Origin of the sequence: Kitasatospora sp. NPDC059571 (genome assembly GCF_042735675.1) — a bacterium.
Classification (GTDB): domain Bacteria; phylum Actinomycetota; class Actinomycetes; order Streptomycetales; family Streptomycetaceae; genus Kitasatospora.
This window is the reverse complement of sequence record NZ_JBHWBW010000038.1, coordinates 14,511-30,293: the sequence shown is the minus strand read 5'-3', so window position 1 is coordinate 30,293 and position 15,783 is coordinate 14,511. Positions and strand designations below refer to the sequence as shown.

13 protein-coding genes and 1 pseudogene are annotated in these 15,783 nt (G+C 71.4%); 7 read left to right on the top strand and 7 right to left on the bottom strand.

Going from position 1 to position 15,783, the window contains the following annotated elements; translation table 11 throughout:
* Positions 1-452 precede the first annotated feature (452 nt).
* On the top strand, positions 453-1,799 hold the full coding sequence (locus ACFV0G_RS07300) for a PHB depolymerase family esterase (protein ID WP_380543020.1): 1,347 nt from the start codon (positions 453-455) through the stop codon (positions 1,797-1,799).
* 244 nt (positions 1,800-2,043) lie between these two features.
* Here the strand turns inward: ACFV0G_RS07300 and ACFV0G_RS07295 are convergent, their stop codons facing one another.
* Positions 2,044-2,517: a glycoside hydrolase family 9 protein gene (locus ACFV0G_RS07295; RefSeq protein WP_380543017.1), complete on the bottom strand. Its 474-nt coding sequence runs from the start codon at positions 2,515-2,517 to the stop codon at positions 2,044-2,046.
* A 27-nt stretch (positions 2,518-2,544) separates the two neighbouring features.
* On the opposite strand from ACFV0G_RS07295, the gene ACFV0G_RS07290 reads away from it, so the two are divergent.
* Entirely contained in the window at positions 2,545-4,842 is a 2,298-nt protein-coding gene (locus ACFV0G_RS07290) for a CRISPR-associated endonuclease Cas3'' (protein ID WP_380543014.1), read from the top strand.
* A gap of 418 nt (positions 4,843-5,260) precedes the next feature.
* Here the strand turns inward: ACFV0G_RS07290 and ACFV0G_RS07285 are convergent, their stop codons facing one another.
* The gene (locus ACFV0G_RS07285) at positions 5,261-5,593 is read right to left on the bottom strand and encodes a DUF6188 family protein (protein ID WP_380543023.1); all 333 of its coding nucleotides are present in this window, start codon (positions 5,591-5,593) and stop codon (positions 5,261-5,263) included.
* Between ACFV0G_RS07285 and ACFV0G_RS07280 the strand changes: the two genes are divergently transcribed.
* Complete coding sequence (locus ACFV0G_RS07280; protein ID WP_380543026.1) at positions 5,507-5,959, top strand: hypothetical protein; 453 nt, start codon at positions 5,507-5,509, stop codon at positions 5,957-5,959. The genes ACFV0G_RS07285 and ACFV0G_RS07280 overlap by 87 nt on opposite strands.
* Before the next feature lie 434 nt (positions 5,960-6,393).
* On the opposite strand, the gene ACFV0G_RS07275 is transcribed toward ACFV0G_RS07280, so the two are convergent.
* From ACFV0G_RS07275 to ACFV0G_RS07265, 3 genes are read right to left on the bottom strand one after another with little or no spacing between them, the layout of a single operon-like run.
* A complete protein-coding gene (locus ACFV0G_RS07275) occupies positions 6,394-6,843 on the bottom strand; it encodes a hypothetical protein (protein ID WP_380543011.1) in 450 nt (149 codons plus the stop codon).
* Positions 6,844-6,880: 37 nt separating this feature from the next.
* Positions 6,881-7,408 carry a hypothetical protein gene (locus ACFV0G_RS07270; RefSeq protein WP_380543008.1) on the bottom strand — a complete coding sequence of 176 codons (528 nt, stop codon included), beginning with the start codon at positions 7,406-7,408 and terminating at the stop codon, positions 6,881-6,883.
* Positions 7,409-7,413: 5 nt separating this feature from the next.
* Positions 7,414-8,157, bottom strand: a complete 744-nt coding sequence (locus ACFV0G_RS07265) for a hypothetical protein (protein WP_380543005.1) — start codon at positions 8,155-8,157, stop codon at positions 7,414-7,416.
* 877 nt (positions 8,158-9,034) lie between these two features.
* Between ACFV0G_RS07265 and ACFV0G_RS07260 the strand changes: the two genes are divergently transcribed.
* The gene (locus tag ACFV0G_RS07260; protein WP_380543002.1) at positions 9,035-9,967 is read left to right on the top strand and encodes a hypothetical protein; all 933 of its coding nucleotides are present in this window, start codon (positions 9,035-9,037) and stop codon (positions 9,965-9,967) included.
* Positions 9,968-10,222: 255 nt separating this feature from the next.
* Here the strand turns inward: ACFV0G_RS07260 and ACFV0G_RS07255 are convergent.
* Positions 10,223-10,512: pseudogene (locus ACFV0G_RS07255) on the bottom strand (IS256 family transposase); the annotation flags it as partial.
* Between the two features lie 104 nt (positions 10,513-10,616).
* Between ACFV0G_RS07255 and ACFV0G_RS07250 the strand changes: the two are divergent.
* On the top strand, positions 10,617-11,201 hold the full coding sequence (locus tag ACFV0G_RS07250) for a hypothetical protein (RefSeq protein ID WP_380543000.1): 585 nt from the start codon (positions 10,617-10,619) through the stop codon (positions 11,199-11,201).
* 335 nt (positions 11,202-11,536) lie between these two features.
* On the opposite strand, the gene ACFV0G_RS07245 is transcribed toward ACFV0G_RS07250, so the two are convergent.
* Positions 11,537-14,278, bottom strand: a complete 2,742-nt coding sequence (locus tag ACFV0G_RS07245; protein ID WP_380542998.1) for an ATP-binding protein — start codon at positions 14,276-14,278, stop codon at positions 11,537-11,539.
* Between the two features lie 206 nt (positions 14,279-14,484).
* Between ACFV0G_RS07245 and ACFV0G_RS07240 the strand changes: the two genes are divergently transcribed.
* Positions 14,485-14,934, top strand: coding sequence for a hypothetical protein (locus ACFV0G_RS07240; protein WP_380542995.1), 450 nt, complete (start codon positions 14,485-14,487; stop codon positions 14,932-14,934).
* Between the two features lie 154 nt (positions 14,935-15,088).
* Positions 15,089-15,655, top strand: coding sequence for a ricin-type beta-trefoil lectin domain protein (locus tag ACFV0G_RS07235; RefSeq protein ID WP_380542992.1), 567 nt, complete (start codon positions 15,089-15,091; stop codon positions 15,653-15,655).
* The last annotated feature ends 128 nt before the right edge of the window (positions 15,656-15,783 follow it).

The following is a 15,783-nucleotide window of genomic DNA, read 5'->3' as shown; positions in this document are numbered from 1 at the left end:
GCGGGGCGCGGCGGGGCGCTGGGGGGGCGGTGGGAGGCGGTCGAGGGGAAGCGGGCGCCGGACCCTCGATCATGCTGTTAGCGCTAACAATTCGTGCTGCGGGAAGATCGCCTCTCCACACGGGTGCCTCGATAGAATGTGGATCAGGGGTTACGGGTTGTCAATACTCCGCGCAGCGGCCTGTTCGAGTCGTCGGCTCGGCGCCGTCCGGCCTCCCCGGCGCGGGGGCTCTCCCCAAGCCTTTCCGCCTGCGACTTCACTGCGCGCGCCGGGCGCCCCGGCCCGGGCCGACCGGCGCACCCCGGTTGGACGGAGTGTTCCCTTTCGGTCAACCAGGTCTCCCGGCGCGATGGTTGGCGACAACGAAGGCTCGCAGCGAGTAGCATCGGCGGCTCATCCGGAGTGGCGCCGGAACCTCCTCATGCCGTTGGCAGTCCCGACGGAGAGGTCCCATGTCCCCAACCCGCTCGTTCGCGTCCAGGCTGATCGGCCTCGTCGCCGTGCTCGCCCTCGCGGTCGTCCTGGGCCTGCAGACGGCGCCCCGCGCCGCCGCCGCCTCGCTGACCCAGATCACGAACTTCGGCACCAACCCGACCGGCCTGCTCATGCACCTGTACGTGCCGGCCGGTGCCAAGCCCAACCCGCCGATCCTGCTCGCCCTGCACGGCTGCCAGGGGACGGGCCCCTACATGTACTCGAGCACCGACTTCGCCGCGCTGGCCGACCAGTACGGCTTCCTCGTCATCTACCCCTCGACGAACCCGGGCGGCAGTTGCTGGGACGTCTCCTCCGACCAAGCGCTGACCCGGGGAGGCGGTAGCGACCCGGTCGGGCTGATGTCGATGATCACCTATGCGGAGCAGCACTACGGCGGCAACCCCGACGCCGTGTACGTGACCGGGGAGTCCTCGGGCGCGATGATGACCAACGTGATGCTCGCCGACTACCCCGACGTCTTCAAGGCCGGCGCGGCGTTCATGGGGGTGCCCTACCACTGCTTCGCCACCGGCTCGGTGCGCGGCTGGAACTCGGCCTGCGCCCAGGGCCAGGTCTCCATGACCCCGCGGCAGTGGGGCGACCTGGTGCGGAAGACGGCGTACCCCGGCTACGCCGGCCCGCGGCCGCGCGTGCAGCTCTGGCACGGGACCGCCGACACCATCCTGAGCCACAACGACCTCGGCGAAGAGATCAAGCAGTGGACCGACGTCCTCGGCGTGAGCCAGACACCGTCGGCCACCGACACCCCCGCGTCCGGCTGGACCCGGACCCGGTACGACAACAGTGCCGGGACCACCCAGGTCGAGGCGTACAGCATCGCCGGCGCCGGACACCAACTGCCGATCCAGGGAGCCGGGATGGCCGCCAACGCGGTCCACTTCATGGGACTGGACGCGGCCCCCTCCGCCGGCACGACAGGCGCGCTGCGCGCGGTCGCCGCGGGAAAGTGCCTGACCGACCCGAGCACGGCGGCGGGCACGCAGCAGCAGATCCACGCCTGCAACGGCGCCGCGAACCAGACCTGGACCCGCACGCCCTCGAACCAGTTGACCGTGACCGTCGGCGGAAGCACCCTGTGTCTGGACGCCAACGCCAAGGGCACCGTCAACGGCACCAAGGCGATCGTCTGGACCTGCAACGGCCAGCCCAACCAGCAGTGGCAGGTCAACCCGAACGGCACGATCACCGGCGTGCAGTCGGGGCTCTGCCTCGACGTGGCCGGGTTGGGGAGCGCCGACGGCACGCCCGTCCAGCTGTGGTCCTGCAGCGGCGGCAGCAACCAGCAGTGGAAGCTGGGATGACCCCGTGACGCGCCGGCCGCCGGCCGTCGGGGCTGATCCCGGGGTCGGCGGCCCGGGGCGGTGCTCAGACGGAGTCGGCGCCGTCAGGGGTGAATCGGGCGGCGACCCGCCGGCCACCGTGGAAGCCCCAGTCCAGCGTCCCACCGGAGCGCGGCGTCGTTCTGGTGCGCCCAGAAACGGTGGTGCGCGTTCTCCGGGGATCGCGGTCCAGGGCGTTGCGCCGGCCACTCGTAGGCGACGGCCGTCACCATCGCGTTGTCGGCGACCGAGCTGTTCGACCCCACACGCAGGCGTCGGCGGCGATCGGCACTGCGCGGCGCTGGCCGCCCGTGGTGGACAGGTAGCCGTCGGCGGCGGAGGCCGGCAGGCCGCGCAGCCGTTCACGTCGTCCTCGGGCGGCGCCACGCCGGGCACGGTGGCCAGGGTGATCCGGCCGAGCGTCGCGGTGCCGCCCCGCACAACCCTTCCGCCGGCCGGGTGTGCAGGGGGAGGAGGTGACCGCGTCCCGGTACTGTGACTTGCCTGTGGTGGCGAGGAGTTCGGCCGCCGCCCAGTAGAACTCGTCGGAGACGTCGGCGTCCTCGTACGCGCCGCCGCCGGTGCTGTCGGTGGCCGGGGCGAGGACGTCCGGGTTGGCCTTGGCCGCCGTCCGGGCGCGGCGGGCCCCGTCCAGGCAGCGGGCGGCCCGCGGCCCTTGTCCGTCACCACTGGCCCCCACCCGCGACGACCTCGATACGTTGGGTGTATGACGGCCGAGTTTGAGACCTTCACGCGCACCGCGACCGGCTACACCCCCTACCCCTACCAGTCGAAGCTGGCCGCTGACGGCCTGCCCGCCCTCCTCCAGGCTCCCACCGGCGCCGGCAAGACCGTGGCCGCGGTCCTGCCCTGGCTGCACCGTCGTCTGGCGGGCGAGGACGGGGACACCCCGCGCCGGCTGGTACTCGTCCTGCCCCGGCAGTGCCTCGCCGACCAGACCTTCGCCCGCGTCGGGCAGTGGCTGGAGCGCCTGGACCTGACCGGCGAGGTGGGGCTTCACCTCCTCGGGGGCATCGCGGCGCAGGAGGGCGCCTGGCGGCGCAGGCCCGAGCGGACCGCGATCCTGATCGGCACCCACGACATGGTGCTCAGCCAGGCACTCATGCGCGGCTACGCGGACACGCGGACCATGGCGCCGGTCTCGTACGGTCTGCTGCACACCGACACCCAGTGGGTCTTCGACGAGCTGCACCTGCTCGGCCCCGGCCTGTCCACCGGCATTCAACTCCAGCTGCTACGAGAGCAGTTGGGGACTTCGGCGGCGACCAGGACGATGTGGATGTCGTCCACCCGGGATCCGGCCGGCCTCGGCGATGCCATGCATGTCCCGGACGGGCCCGAGACGCGTCGGCGGATCACCCACCTCGACCTCGCGGTCGAGCGCTACCCGGCCGCCCTCACCGAAGCCGTCGCCGCCGCGCACGTGCCCGGCACCCGAACCATCGTGGTGCTCAACTCCCTGGAGCGGGCCCGGGCCGTGCACGCGGGGCTGGCCGCCACGGGCCTCGAGGTGCTCCTGTTGCATCCGTACTTCCGCGCCTCCGACCGCCGCCGCGTCCTGCTCGCCGCCACCGAACACTCGCGTGACCTCGTCGTCGTCGCCACCCCGGCCGTGGAGGTCGGGCTCGACCTGTCCAGCCGCACCCTGGTCACCGAACTGGCGCCGTGGGCCTCGTTCGTACAGCGCGCAGGCCGCTGCAACCGCCACGGCGAGCACCCCGAGGGCGACCTGCTCTGGTGCACGCCCGCGGAGGGCGGCGACGCGGCCACCGCACGCTGGCTGACCGCCCACGAAGGCCGGGCCGTCACCCCCGCCGAGCTGCTGGCGGCCCGCGTCGACGAGCCGCTCCCGCCACCGGGACCGGGCCGCGAGGACCTCCTGTCCCTCTTCGACTCCGCCCCCGACAGCGGCACCGCGGCAGCCACCGCCGACCGCTGGATCTGCGAGCCGTCCGACCTCGCGGCGCTCCCGGTGCTGGTTGCCTGGCGCGCCTGGGAGCCCGCCACGCCTGGCACGCCCGCCGGACCCGCCGAGGCCACCGGACCCGTCACGCCTGTCGAGTCCACCGGGCCCGCCGAGGACGAGCCCGACCCGTCGAGCGCCGAGCTCTGCCCGGTGCCGCTCGGCGAACTCCGCAACCTGCCAGCCGGCCGGGCCTGGCTGCGCGACGCGCTGGACGGCCGGTGGCGCCCCGCACGGCCCTCGGACCTGCAACCCGGCGCCCGCCTCCTCCTGGACTCCCGCACCGGCGGCTACCTCCCCGACCGGGGCTGGACCCTGGCGAGCCCGGTCCCGGTGCCGCCTGAAGCCGCCGCTCCCGAACGGCCCGCCCACGGCTGCACCTCCTGGGTCAGCCTCGACCGGCATCTCCAGGAGACCGCGGACGAGGCACGCCTGCTGCTCGCGGCGCTCCCCGAACTCCCCACCGAACTGTACGAGTCCGTCATCCGGGCGGCCCGCTACCACGACCTCGGCAAGTGCCACGACGCCTTCCAGGAGAAGCTGCGCGCCGGCCGGACCGACCCGCCGGGCGGCCTGCTCGCCAAGTCCAAGAACGGCGCCCACCCGCTACCGCCCTACCGCTCGCCGCGCCCCTACTTCCGGCACGAGCTCGTCAGCGCGCTCATGCTCCGGCACGACGGCCACCACCCGCTCGTCGCCTACCTGGCCGCCGCGCACCACGGCCACGTCCGGATGACCGTGCGCCCGCGCGGCGAGGAGGAACCACTGCTGCTCGGCGTCGCGGACGGGGACCGCACCCCGCCCGTCACCCTGTCCACCGGCGAGCACTTCCCCGCCCGGACCCTGCACACCGCCACCTTCCCGGAGGCCTGGACCGAACAGGCACTGGCGCTGCTGGGCGACCCCGGCCTCGGCCCGTTCCGGCTCGCCTTCCTGGAAACCCTGGTCCGGGTTGCCGACTGGCGCGCCAGCGCCCGCCACGACGGCCCCCCGCCCCCGCCGGCTCCCGCATCACCCGCAGGCCCCGCCCGCCGCGCCTGACAGGCCGCCCCGGCGGGAAGAGCAGGCCGTGGTCACCGAGTTCCAGCCCGGTACGGGGCTCGACACGATCCTCTTGAAGTCGGCCGGGAGTTCGACCCCCGGCTCGTTCTCCGCTCCTGCCAGCCTCCCGGCTCTTGCCGATCCGGCAGCGCCGGCTCCGCCTGTGCAGCGTCAGCCGCTGCACAACGGCCCGCACCCGCTGCGATGCTGGACTCCGCGCCGGACACCGACGCCGCGCCCGGCGAGTCCGACACCGGGACCGCCTCGCTGCTCCTGCGCGCCCGCGGTGGGCACTTGGGCATCGACGTCGGTGACCAGGCCATGGCCGCCTCCGTCCGGCTGCGCGCGATGAAGCCAGCCAGGACCGGTAGAGGCCCTACGGAGTGGCCACGGTCGGAACAGCGCCTCGTCAGCAGTATCAGGAGGTCGTGGATGGCTCGGGCCAGACCGCGAGTTTCCCGCCCGGCGTCGAGATAATCCGCCAGCCTCCGGGCCCGAGCACTTCCACTTCCCATGCCTCGAACGAGGGGTCCGCCAGGCTGGTGAGGTGGCAGCCGGTGTCGAAGACCAGCCGCAGTGAGCCGCTCTTGAAGGCCACCGCAGACAGGACCTTCGCTCCGAACAGCCCGAGTGCCGCCGCCACATCCCGTTTCCCAGGGTCGAGGTGTACATCCTGACGGCCCTCTCCGAGAGCCTGGGTGAGCTTGAAGGGGCATCCAAGATCCACGCGGGCATCCGAGTCGAGGTGCAGGAACAGGTGGTAGCCAACGCTGATCTGGGTAACGGTCCGGCCCCGAAGATTCATGATCCAACGGTCTTCGTGCTCAGCCAACGACGTTTCACTCACCACTGCAACATGCACTCCGGGGCATCGACAGCGCCACCGAATAGCCGCCACGGGCTCGCGGCCCATCTCGCGGTGGGGTCAGCCGGCACGGGAATAGCGCAGGTTCGAAACACCGGCGCTTCACCAGTAAGGCACCGCCCCAACGCCCGCCACGTCGCCGCCGGCATCACCGCCTCCGCCTCCGCCCTGCGCGGCCTCACCTTTGCACTGTGTCCGCTGGTGATCAACCGGACCGAGATCCAGCCGCAGATCACGACGTCGACGTCATGATCGGCAGCGCGGCGAGCGGCAAGTCAACGGCGCTGCTCACCGTGCCGCCGCATCAGATCATCAGCCTCGACCAGCAACGCGCCCTAGTCTCCGCCCCCGGAGACCAAACCGCGACCACCGACGCCGTCCTCCTCCAACACCAGATCCTGACCATGGGGCGGCGCCGAGGACTGACCACAACTGGTCGAGCTCGCCCACGCCCACGGACGTCGCAACCGAGCCGGACGGCAGCATCGGCATGGTGCGGATGGGGCCTGGAGCCGAGCCGGTCCGAGGTGAGCGCCGGGTCAATCGAATCCTGACCGGCGTGCGGGGTTCCTCACTCACGCGATCCGCGACGGCGCGGCGCCGAAGTGGGTGCTGGGCGCGCTCTACGAGCGTGCCGACACGCGGAGTCTGCCGGAGGAAGCGCGGGCCGAGGGGATCGGCCTGGCCTACCGGATGAAGGCTCGGCACCGACTCCAGGAGCCGGAGTCGGCGGTTGACCGCACCAGCGATGAGCAGGTGGTGGCGATGTTCCGAGAATGCCGCAACGCCCGGGACCGCCTGATCGTGCTCCTGCTCTCCCGGGGCAGGCCTTCGACCATTACGTAGCCGAACGCCACGAGCGGCTCGGCGCCGTCAGCAGCGGCTTCCTGCCCCGTGGTCACCCGCGCCTCACTCCAATCCGACCTGGCCAACGCCCAGGAACGCGCCGGCCGTCTCACTGCAAGGTCCGGACCCTGGATGGCAAGCTCTCCGAGCTCCTCGGCGAGCGGGCGCGGAGAGACTCCGGACTCGGCGGAACCGACGACATCGACAAGCTCAAGCGCCGCATCACCGCCCTCGAACAGCAAGCGGTCGGTCTCACCGGTCAACTGGAGGAGCGCGACGAACAACTCCAAGCCGTCCGAGTTGCCAACCGCCGGCTGATCAGTCGGCTCAACGCGAGCCACTGACCTCGGACGCGGGGGCGGTGGGACAGTGATCCCTCCCCGCCTCTTCCGCAGCGACGAGCTGGAACGCCTGCATGCTATCCATCGAGGTGCCATCGGGATTCCGCCCGAAGGCGGCCGCAAGAACGGCGGGAAGATCGGCCTCGGGGACGGCAACGCGCAGCTCCGCGAGTACGTCGGGAAAGTCGACGTCCTCGATGAAGCCCAGATGATCCTGGCGCAAGCGGTGGATCACCTCCACCAGCTCGGGCCTCAGCCGCATCCAGGCGCGGGACGTCCGGATCTCCTCCGCGACCTGGTCCATGAACCAGCGCATGACCTCGTACGGGATGTCCAAGTGTCGTCCTCGGGGATCGAAGCACACCGTCGGCTCGCGCGCTGGGTCCTCGTCAGGGATGATCGCGGTCACCACGGCCCGTTGCTCCCGGACGAGGTCCAGTTCGAGATACCAGGCTTCGTCGGGCACGGAGTACATCGCGGTGGTCGCGTAGTCGCGGCCGGGGTGCGTGATCATCGTCCTCAGGCCTTCAGGTCGATCGGTGGTGTGGTGTGGACCTCGGCTTCCGGGGCCAGCAGCAGGCCGGCCGTGGCGAGGAAATCGTTGAGGTCGATCCAGCCGCCGTTGGTTCCGTCGTCCCAGCTGGTCCAGAGCCTCGACTCCTCGCCGTCCCAGGTGTCGACGTCCTCGCTCGGATGCTGCTCGACAGTCCCCTCGCCGTGCCGGTACCGCAGGTACAGGCACTGGCCCGTAGTCGTCCAGGCATCCCACTGCAACGGGCAGCCCACGGAGGTCTGCACCACCCGCGCGAGGGTCACATCCTCGTGAAGGTGGGCCTCGACAGCGCCCAGAGGCTGGTCGTGGGCGATGAGGAGGTCGTCAACGAGACCGAGCAAACGGATGCTCCCTTTGGGGAACTGGAGGGTGAGGCCGGCCGTGAAGCTGACACGGCCGTCGTTGTAGTCGATCTGCCGGACCGAGCGGATCACCTGTCCGACGAAGCGGGTCACCGGAACATCCGGCGAATCGTCGATCACTGAGACGCTTCCATACTCCTCCATCGAGTACGGACCGTGCGGCCGGTCGGGACGCAGAGACACGCCGGTCGAGGGCGTGTGGAACAGCACCGGGCCCAGCCCCTCCAGGTGAAGCCACAGGTGCACCAGCGACGGATCGTCGTCAGCATGGTGGTGCCAGGCCGTGGTCAACTTCAGCAGTCGCCTTCCGATCAGGTCGGCGGCAAACAGCTCCTCATCGTCGATCACCTGTCGATGCTCGCACGGCCTCACGCAGAGGACACGCGAATTCCTGACCGGTTGCCGTCACCAGGGCAGGCTCCGTCGGCGCTACTGGCGACCGCGGACGAGTGAAGTCGACCGATATGTTTGTGCCACACGGGCTGCGACGGCAACGGTGCCGGATCATAGCCACTGAGCTGCGAGGACTCCGTCGTGAGTCCGCCTCAGGATCGGCGACCTCCCCAGAACCGGCCGTTTCTGGCTGGAGAGGCGCTTACCTTCCACAAGGGTGATTGCCTGGAGAGACTTACCTGCCACTCTGGCCGAGGGTGCTCGTAGACCGTTTGCCCCGGGCCGTACCGCTCGGGGAGCACGCCACGGAGCCCCGGTTCGCAGCCGCCACAGCACCCCGTTGACCACCCAGTGCCCGGGCCGACGACGAAACCATCCCTCTCGGGCGTGACAACGGCGCCCTGCGCGAGCTGGTCCGCGTCTACGCCGAGGCGATCCGACCACAGTCGACAAGGCCACCACCCTGGAGGACGAGTTGCAAGTGCTGAGCGGTCGAATGCCGCCTCCACAACGCGGACAATGGCCAGGGCTGCAGGTGCATGACCTCGAAGGAGCCACTTGGTGCTCCGGCCTGTGCGGTCATCGACCCGGGCGGCGTCGACCCGTCGTCAACCAGGGGGTGAGGGGTTCCCGGAAGCGCTGGAGCAGCTCCGAAATCCGATGGATCCTCCGCCGCGATCGAAGCATAATTCCGGTGAACCGCAGCGGGGGAGCTTGTTTGGACGTGTTCGCGTGTGCCGGGTGCTGTACTGAGCTGACGGCACCGGTGTCCCGGGTCGCACTCCCCGTCCACACCCATCACGGTGCCTGGGAGGAACTTCATCCTCCGCTGATGCAGCCGGGGACGTACGCCGCCGACCCCCTGCCCACCGGACCGCCCTGGCGGTTGTGGCAGGAGGTCGGAGAGGAAGCGGCAGCCCGGCAAGGGGTGTACGCCCCGGTGTACTCCGTCTCCTTCGGCGCGCGGGGCAGGATCGTCATCGCGCCAGGTGACTCCCGGTCGATGACTCTGATCCTGGACAAGTGCGAGGGTTACTGCCGGGGCGTGGACGGCCGGGCCGGGCCCAACCTGGCCTGTACGGGGTGCGGACGAGCCGTGGCGACCCGGATCGACGACTGCGGCTCGTGGCAGACCGTGTGGCTGGAGCCCGACGCGGTCCTCTGCCGTCCCTCGGGACTCGCGCACGGCCCGATGCCCGGCTGGGCAGACCTGGAGCGTGCCGAACACCGCGTCCCGCCCGTTGAACCCGACGGGTCCTGGAGCCGCCGCTGGGAGGCTGCGGTCGGCGTGGCGCTGGCCCACCTCGTGGCGGCCACCGAGAGCCACCCGGTGACCCTCCCCGCCGGCCCCGTCACCGACCTGCTCGACTACGCCGTGACGCGTTACCTCCCGCCCGGACCCGATTCCCGCTCTGTGGGATTGGCCGGCCCGGGCATCCCGGAACCCCGGCCCCGCCCCGACGTCCTCCTCGTCCCCCGCCACCCCGGCACGGGCGAGCCCTGGCGCCCACCCGACCGCGAGGCGACGGTAGTGCCGCTGGACAGCGGAGTCTGGGCGTACCTCACAAGCCCGGAGGAGACCTCGCCGATGCCCGCCACCGGGGTACTCCCAGAGGGTGTCCTACGAGACGACTACCCACTGCCTTCGCGGCCCTGGTACCCCCTGAAACCCCACGACGGCGCCTTCAGAGACACCCTGGTCGGGCTGCCCGCGATCCGTAGCCCCCGGCTGCGCAGGTTCCACGACGCCGCGTACCGATCGTGAGCGCTCGTTGGGTGTTGTGGGGCCTTCGGACCCGTCCCAGCGTCCGTGCCTCCGGGGTTGCGGGTGCGAGCTCCGGCTGTGCAGGTGGCCATCGAGAGCAGTCGTCGGTGGATTTTGGAGACCGGACGCCTGCCGGTGACGCGCGGAGTGTCGGTGAGAAGTGAGAGCGCCTCCGGGCGTGTCGGTGTCGTCCGGAATGATGCCCTTGTTCGAGATCGAGTGAGAGGGCTGTGTCCATAAGGCTGCGATCTCCTCGCGTTCGTCCAGGTGCCTCTCCGTGAACCGTGCGCCGGGACGGACGAGGGCGACCAGATGGGCGCATTGAAGCACGTGAGCGGGCCCGGGCCGCCTCGGTGAGCTTGACGGCCATGCCAGGCCGGCGGCCCGGCTACCGGGGCCCTTGGTCGCCCTCGTGCGCAGGCGCACGGTGGCGAAGACCGACTCCATGGGGGTTCGTGGTCCGAAGGTAGATCAAGTGTTCGGCCGGGAAGTCGTAGAACGCCGCTAGGAACCTCGGTGTCGTCGGTGACCTTCCTGGCCGCCTTGGTACCTCTTGGGACGGCATGGCTTCCGAGTGGGCCCGGTCGTCGGCCTCGGAGGATAGAATCAGCACAAGCCGAGGGAGCAGGAAGCGAATAAGGGGGCTCCGGTGCTCCAGCACCTCATCACGCAGGGCCACGAGCTGCGCATGGTCCCCACCGACCACAACCGACTGGCTGAAGCCGTGGAGGAACTGTGCGAGGAGCTGCGGGCGCTACCCGAAGGGACGGAGACGGACCGGCAGCGGATGCTGACCCGGTGGGTCGGCATCGGCCTGATGACTACGGGCCACTGCCGCGGCGCGTGCGAGTTCCTGCAGCAGTCCCTCGCCCTGGCCGCCGCCGGCGGCAACACCCGGGCCGTCATCTCCACCGAGCTCAACCTCGGCGACGCCCACCGCTACGCCGGCGACGTCGAGACTGCTGACGGGCTCTACCGCAAGGCTCTGGGCGCGGCCCGCACCCAGCAGCCGGAGCTGGTGGACTTCGCGCTGCAGCACTTCGCCAAGCACCTCATGGAAAAAGGCGACCTCGCGGCAGCCAGGGATCATCTGCTGGAGGCTCGGCACCTGCGCATCGCCAAGGGCGACACCGACCTGATGGAGTCCACCCAGGCCGCACTCGACCGCGTCGAGCTGCTGATCACTCAGAGCGGCGCCGCTGCCGGCGTTGCTGACCTCGAAGCGACGCAGTAGAGCCGGCGGTGGACCTCATGGCTCCAGTCGCAGACCACGACCCGGAGCCGGGCCAGGTGAGCCGAGGGATTCCCCGCTCTCCTCAGATGCCTCAAGCGCTTCGTCGCGCGAGAGAGGTCTATCGCCACCTCACCAGCGCCTTCAGCGGCGAAACCGGGCCGTCTCCTGCAGCTTGACGGTCTATAGAAGCTTCAGAGTCAAGCTAAGGATTCCACCGCTTCGCGCCGCCGCCCGCACCGACGGCGCCATGGCCGATCCTCCGCCCTGCGCGTACCTCACACCCCCGGGCCACCGGTGCCGGTCCCCGATCGTCGGGCGAGCGGCACCGACACCACTCAATCAAGTTCGGTAGCCGACCGGGCCGGAGCGTGCCCTCGGGGGCCGTTGGCTACGTCCGGGGCGGCCGTCACGGCAAGCTCGGCCCGCAGGGCGAGCGTTCGGGCGAGGCCCTCCGCGGCGGCGGGGGAGTCGAGTCGGCGGTAGAGGGCGGTGGCGGCCTCCACCTCGGCCAGGGCGGTCGTGCGGTCGCCGAGGGCAAGACTGCAGCGGGCGGTGCCCTCCAGGGCGCGCGCCTGGTCCAGCGGGCTGTCGGTGTCGCGGGCGAGGGCCAGGGCCTGCTGGTGGAGCGACAGGCTCTCCCGGGGGCCGGCGGTCCGTTCGGTCAGGGCGGCCAGGTCGAGCAGGGCCCCGGTCTCGCCGAGGCGGCTGCCGATCTCCCGGTAGATCTCCAGAGCCTGCCGGTAGCCCGCGGCCGCCCGGCTGCTGTCGCCCAGCGCCTCGCGGGCGCGCGCCAGGCCGAGCAGCGAGTCGGCCTCCCCGTGCCGACTGCCCGCTTCCCGGCAGGCGTCCAGGGAACGCTGGTGCAGTTCGGCCGCGCCGCGGTGGTCGCCGGCTGCGTGCCGGACCCGACCCAGGCCGCGCAGGGCGTTGGCCGTGCCCTGGACGCTGTTGAGCTCCTGGTAGATCGTCAGCGCCTGCTGATAGTACGTCCCGGCCCGTTCCGGTTCGCCGGTCTCGTCCAGGATGAAGGCCAGGTCGTGCAGGGCGGCGGCCTCGCCGCGGTGGTCGCCCATGGCCCGGTAGAGGTCGAGCACCTGCAAGGAGAGCTCGATGGCGACGGGGGAGTCGCCCGAGGAGTGCCGGGCCCGGCCGAGGTCGCACAGTGCGCGGGCCTCACCCAGCCGGTCGCCGAGGGCACGGAAGGCGCCCAGGGCCTGTTCGTGCAGCCAGGCGGCCTCCCGGATCTCGCCGGTCAGCAACCGGATGCGGCCGAGTTCGTGCAGGTCGTTGGCCTCGCCATGGCGGTCGCCGAGATCCTGGTGGATCGTCAGGGCCTGCCCGAACAGCTCCGCGGCGGCCCAGTAGTCGCCGGTCGCGTGACGCACCCGGCCCAGATCGCACAGGGCGTCCGCCTCACCACCGCGGTCGCCGGCGGCCGCGGCGGCGTCGGCCGCGGACCGGTGCAGGTGGGCCGCCTGGCTCCAGCGTCCCTCCAGCAGCAGAAAGGCTGCCAGGTGGGAGGAGAGCGACACGGTGAACGAGCGGAGGGACACGGTGGCTGGGTGACCGAGGAGGGCGAGCAGGTTGCGGTGCTCGCTGCGCATCCAGGCGAGCGCTTCGCCCCGGTCGGTCAGTGCGGGCAGTGCGGTGGGAGCCGTGGGCTCGGGGCCGCGACCGGGGCGGCTGCGGCGCGCCAGGTGCTCGCCGGCGCGCGCGGCGGTGTGGCGGTAGTACGCGGCCACCCGCTGCAGCGGGAGGTCCTGGTCCACCTCGACAGCCGGGTGGTCGACCGTCGCCCGGGTGCAGAGTGCGACCAGGTCGTGGAACAGGTAGCGTCCCGGGGACCGCTGGACCAGGAGGTTGTGGTCGAGAAGGCTCTCCAGCAGCCGCTCCGCCGTGCGGTGGTCGGTGTCGGCCAGAGCGGCGGTGGCGAAGGTGTCGATGTCGTGGCCGGGGAAGCGGGCCAGCAGGCGCAGCAGTTCCTGTTCGGCGGGGGTGAGGGACGCGAAGGAGGTGGCGAAGACCGCCGTCAGGCTGCGGTCCTCGTCGGTCAGCCGGGCCAGCCGGTGGTGCTCGTCGCGGAGCAGCTCGACCAGGCCGTACAGGCTCAGACCGCGCTGGTGGCGCAGTCGGGCGGCGGCGATGCGAATGGCGAGCGGCAGCCGGCCGCAGAGCCGGACCAGTTCGTCGGCCGCCGGATCGCCGGCCGGGACGCGGCCGGCTCCCGCGGCCTCGCGCAGCAGGGCCACGGCGTCCGGACCGGGGAGGAGGTCGACGGCGATCCGGTGGGCGTCGTCGAGTCCGGCGAGCCGCCGGCGGCTGGTGATCAGGACCAGAGAGCCGGGTGCCCCGGGCAGCAGCGGGCGGACCTGCGCACTGCTGTCGGCGTTGTCGAGGAGGATGAGGGTGCGGGTGCCGGCGAGCCGTTCCCGGTAGAGGGCGGCCCGGGTGCTCAGCTCCTCGGGGATCTGCTGCGGTGGCACACCGAGCGAGCGCAACAGCCAGTCCAGGGCATCGGCGGCGGTGACGGGGGCCGCGCCGGGGGTGTGGCCGTGGAGGTCGAGGAAGAGCTGCCCGTCGGGGAACCGGGACCTCGCCCGGTGTGCGGCCCGCACGGCCAGCGCCGACTTGCCGACTCCGCCCATCCCGTCGATGGCCGAGATCACCACCATGCCGCAGCCGGTGCCCGCGGGCGCCGTGCGGGCCAACGCGGTCAACTCGTCAAGCTCCCGGCTGCGCCCGGTGAACAGTCGGGTGTCGTAGGGGAGTTGGCACGGCGCGCCGGCGCGGGCGGACCCGGTGCCGGGCGTGCCACGGAGGCTGGTCGGCGTCGGGGTCGGCGGGGTCGGGGTCGGGCCGGAGCGTGCGGCCGCGAGGAGCTCCTCGCGGCGGACCGGATCGAGCGCCAGGGCCTCGGCGAGCCGGGCCACCGACGACAGCCGCGGCTGCCGCCGACCCGCCTCCAGCACGCTGATCGCATGGGTGGACATCCCCGACCGGTCGGCCAGCTCCTCCTGCGTCCAACCCGCCGAGAGCCGACACGCGCGCAGCATCTCACCGAAGGCGCTCCCGCCCACCTGGCCCCCCTTGGACTCCGGACCTCGACTCTATGGGCGGCTCATGACAGAACGCCATACGAACGCCAGATCAACGCCATGGAGCGGAGGCGCCGGCCCGGCGACGATGGGTTCACGGGCGGAGCAGCCGAACTGCCCCAGGACCACCGCGATCCAGCCCTGCCGCCTGCGCGGTCCCTCACCGAAATCGGACCAGGAGGCCGAACATGACCATCGGACCGAAGTTCCGCTCCGCTGTGGCCGCGGCCGCCGTTCTCGCCGGCACGCTCGTCGCAGGTGCCGGCGCCACCGCCCCCGCCTCGGCCGACTCCGGTTGCCCGTCCGGCTTCAACGGGAGCCAGACCTACAAGTTCTACGACGCATCGGGCAGCGTCGCCGCAATCGGCAACGTCTACGACTACCCGAACAGCGTCTGCACCACGCTCACCGCCCAGGGCCGCTACTACGGCATGTACAAGTGGATGTCCGCCGGCATCACCGCCGTCCCCGGCTTCGGGACCGGCTCGATCTGGGACAACGGCTACTACCGGTACCACGCCGGGCCGATCCAGCTGTCGGACGTCTACGGCGCGATCTGCAAGGACTTCCACTTCGGGATGCAGGACAACTCCGGCAAGTGGGTGTTCAACACCGTCCGCACCCTCGGCTGTGACTGATCAACACTCCACGGAGGGACATGATGCGTCGAACCGGATCGGTTCTCGCCGCCGCCCTGGCCGCCCCGCTGTGGGACTTCAGCTTCCATGAAAGGGAGATTTCCGTGACCAGTTCCACGTCAGGTTCCACATTCACCGCTCCGGCGGTGACCGCATGAAGCTCCGCGCCCTCGGATCCGCCACCGCAGCGCTCGCCCTGGCGCTCGGGCTCGCCGTCGCCGGCACCGGCACCGCCACCGCGGAGAGCCAGACGACCAACTGGACGAACGGGCACGTCTACCGCTTCATCAGCCTGAGCCCGGACTACTACCACGCCAGCACCTGCCTGGACGACTCCGGCACCAGCCCCTCCGGTTTCCTGCGCAACTGGACCTGCAACGGGCAGGACTACCAGCAGTGGAAGGTGATCGCCCTCAGCAACGGCTGGGCCCAGCTGAAGAACGTGCACACGGGCCGCTGCCTGGACTACTCGCACGCCTACCACCTGCGTACCTATGTGTGCAACGGTCCCAGCTTCACCGGCGGCTGGCAGGGATGGGCGATGATCAACCGCACCGTCAGCGGCCAGTCCCAGCAGGTCCTCAAGAGCGCCACCAATGAGGACCCCACCAGCATGTGCGTGGACATCTCCTCCGGCGGTGGCACCCGCGGCTACGCCTGCAACGGCGCCTCGCAGGACGCGGGCTATCAGAGCTTCTGGGCCATGGACGAGTCGGTCTGACACTTCTCGATCCGACCGCCACCGGGGCGGGGCGCCCGTCCGGGGAGGGGGGGCCCCGCGGGGGGGGGCCCGCCCCGGGGGGCGCCGGCCCCCCCGCCGGGGGGGGGGGCGGGGGGCCGCGCGCCCGC

Bases quoted from the DNA above. Each gene is read 5' to 3' on its own strand.
- ACFV0G_RS07300 (WP_380543020.1), top strand. From the start codon at position 453: ATGTCCCCAACCCGCTCGTTCGCGTCCAGGCTGATCGGCCTCGTCGCC.
- ACFV0G_RS07290 (WP_380543014.1), top strand. From the start codon at position 2,545: ATGACGGCCGAGTTTGAGACCTTCACGCGCACCGCGACCGGCTACACC.
- ACFV0G_RS07270 (WP_380543008.1), bottom strand. From the start codon at position 7,408: ATGATCACGCACCCCGGCCGCGACTACGCGACCACCGCGATGTACTCC.
- ACFV0G_RS07260 (WP_380543002.1), top strand. From the start codon at position 9,035: ATGCAGCCGGGGACGTACGCCGCCGACCCCCTGCCCACCGGACCGCCC.
- ACFV0G_RS07240 (WP_380542995.1), top strand. From the start codon at position 14,485: ATGACCATCGGACCGAAGTTCCGCTCCGCTGTGGCCGCGGCCGCCGTT.
- ACFV0G_RS07235 (WP_380542992.1), top strand. From the start codon at position 15,089: ATGAAGCTCCGCGCCCTCGGATCCGCCACCGCAGCGCTCGCCCTGGCG.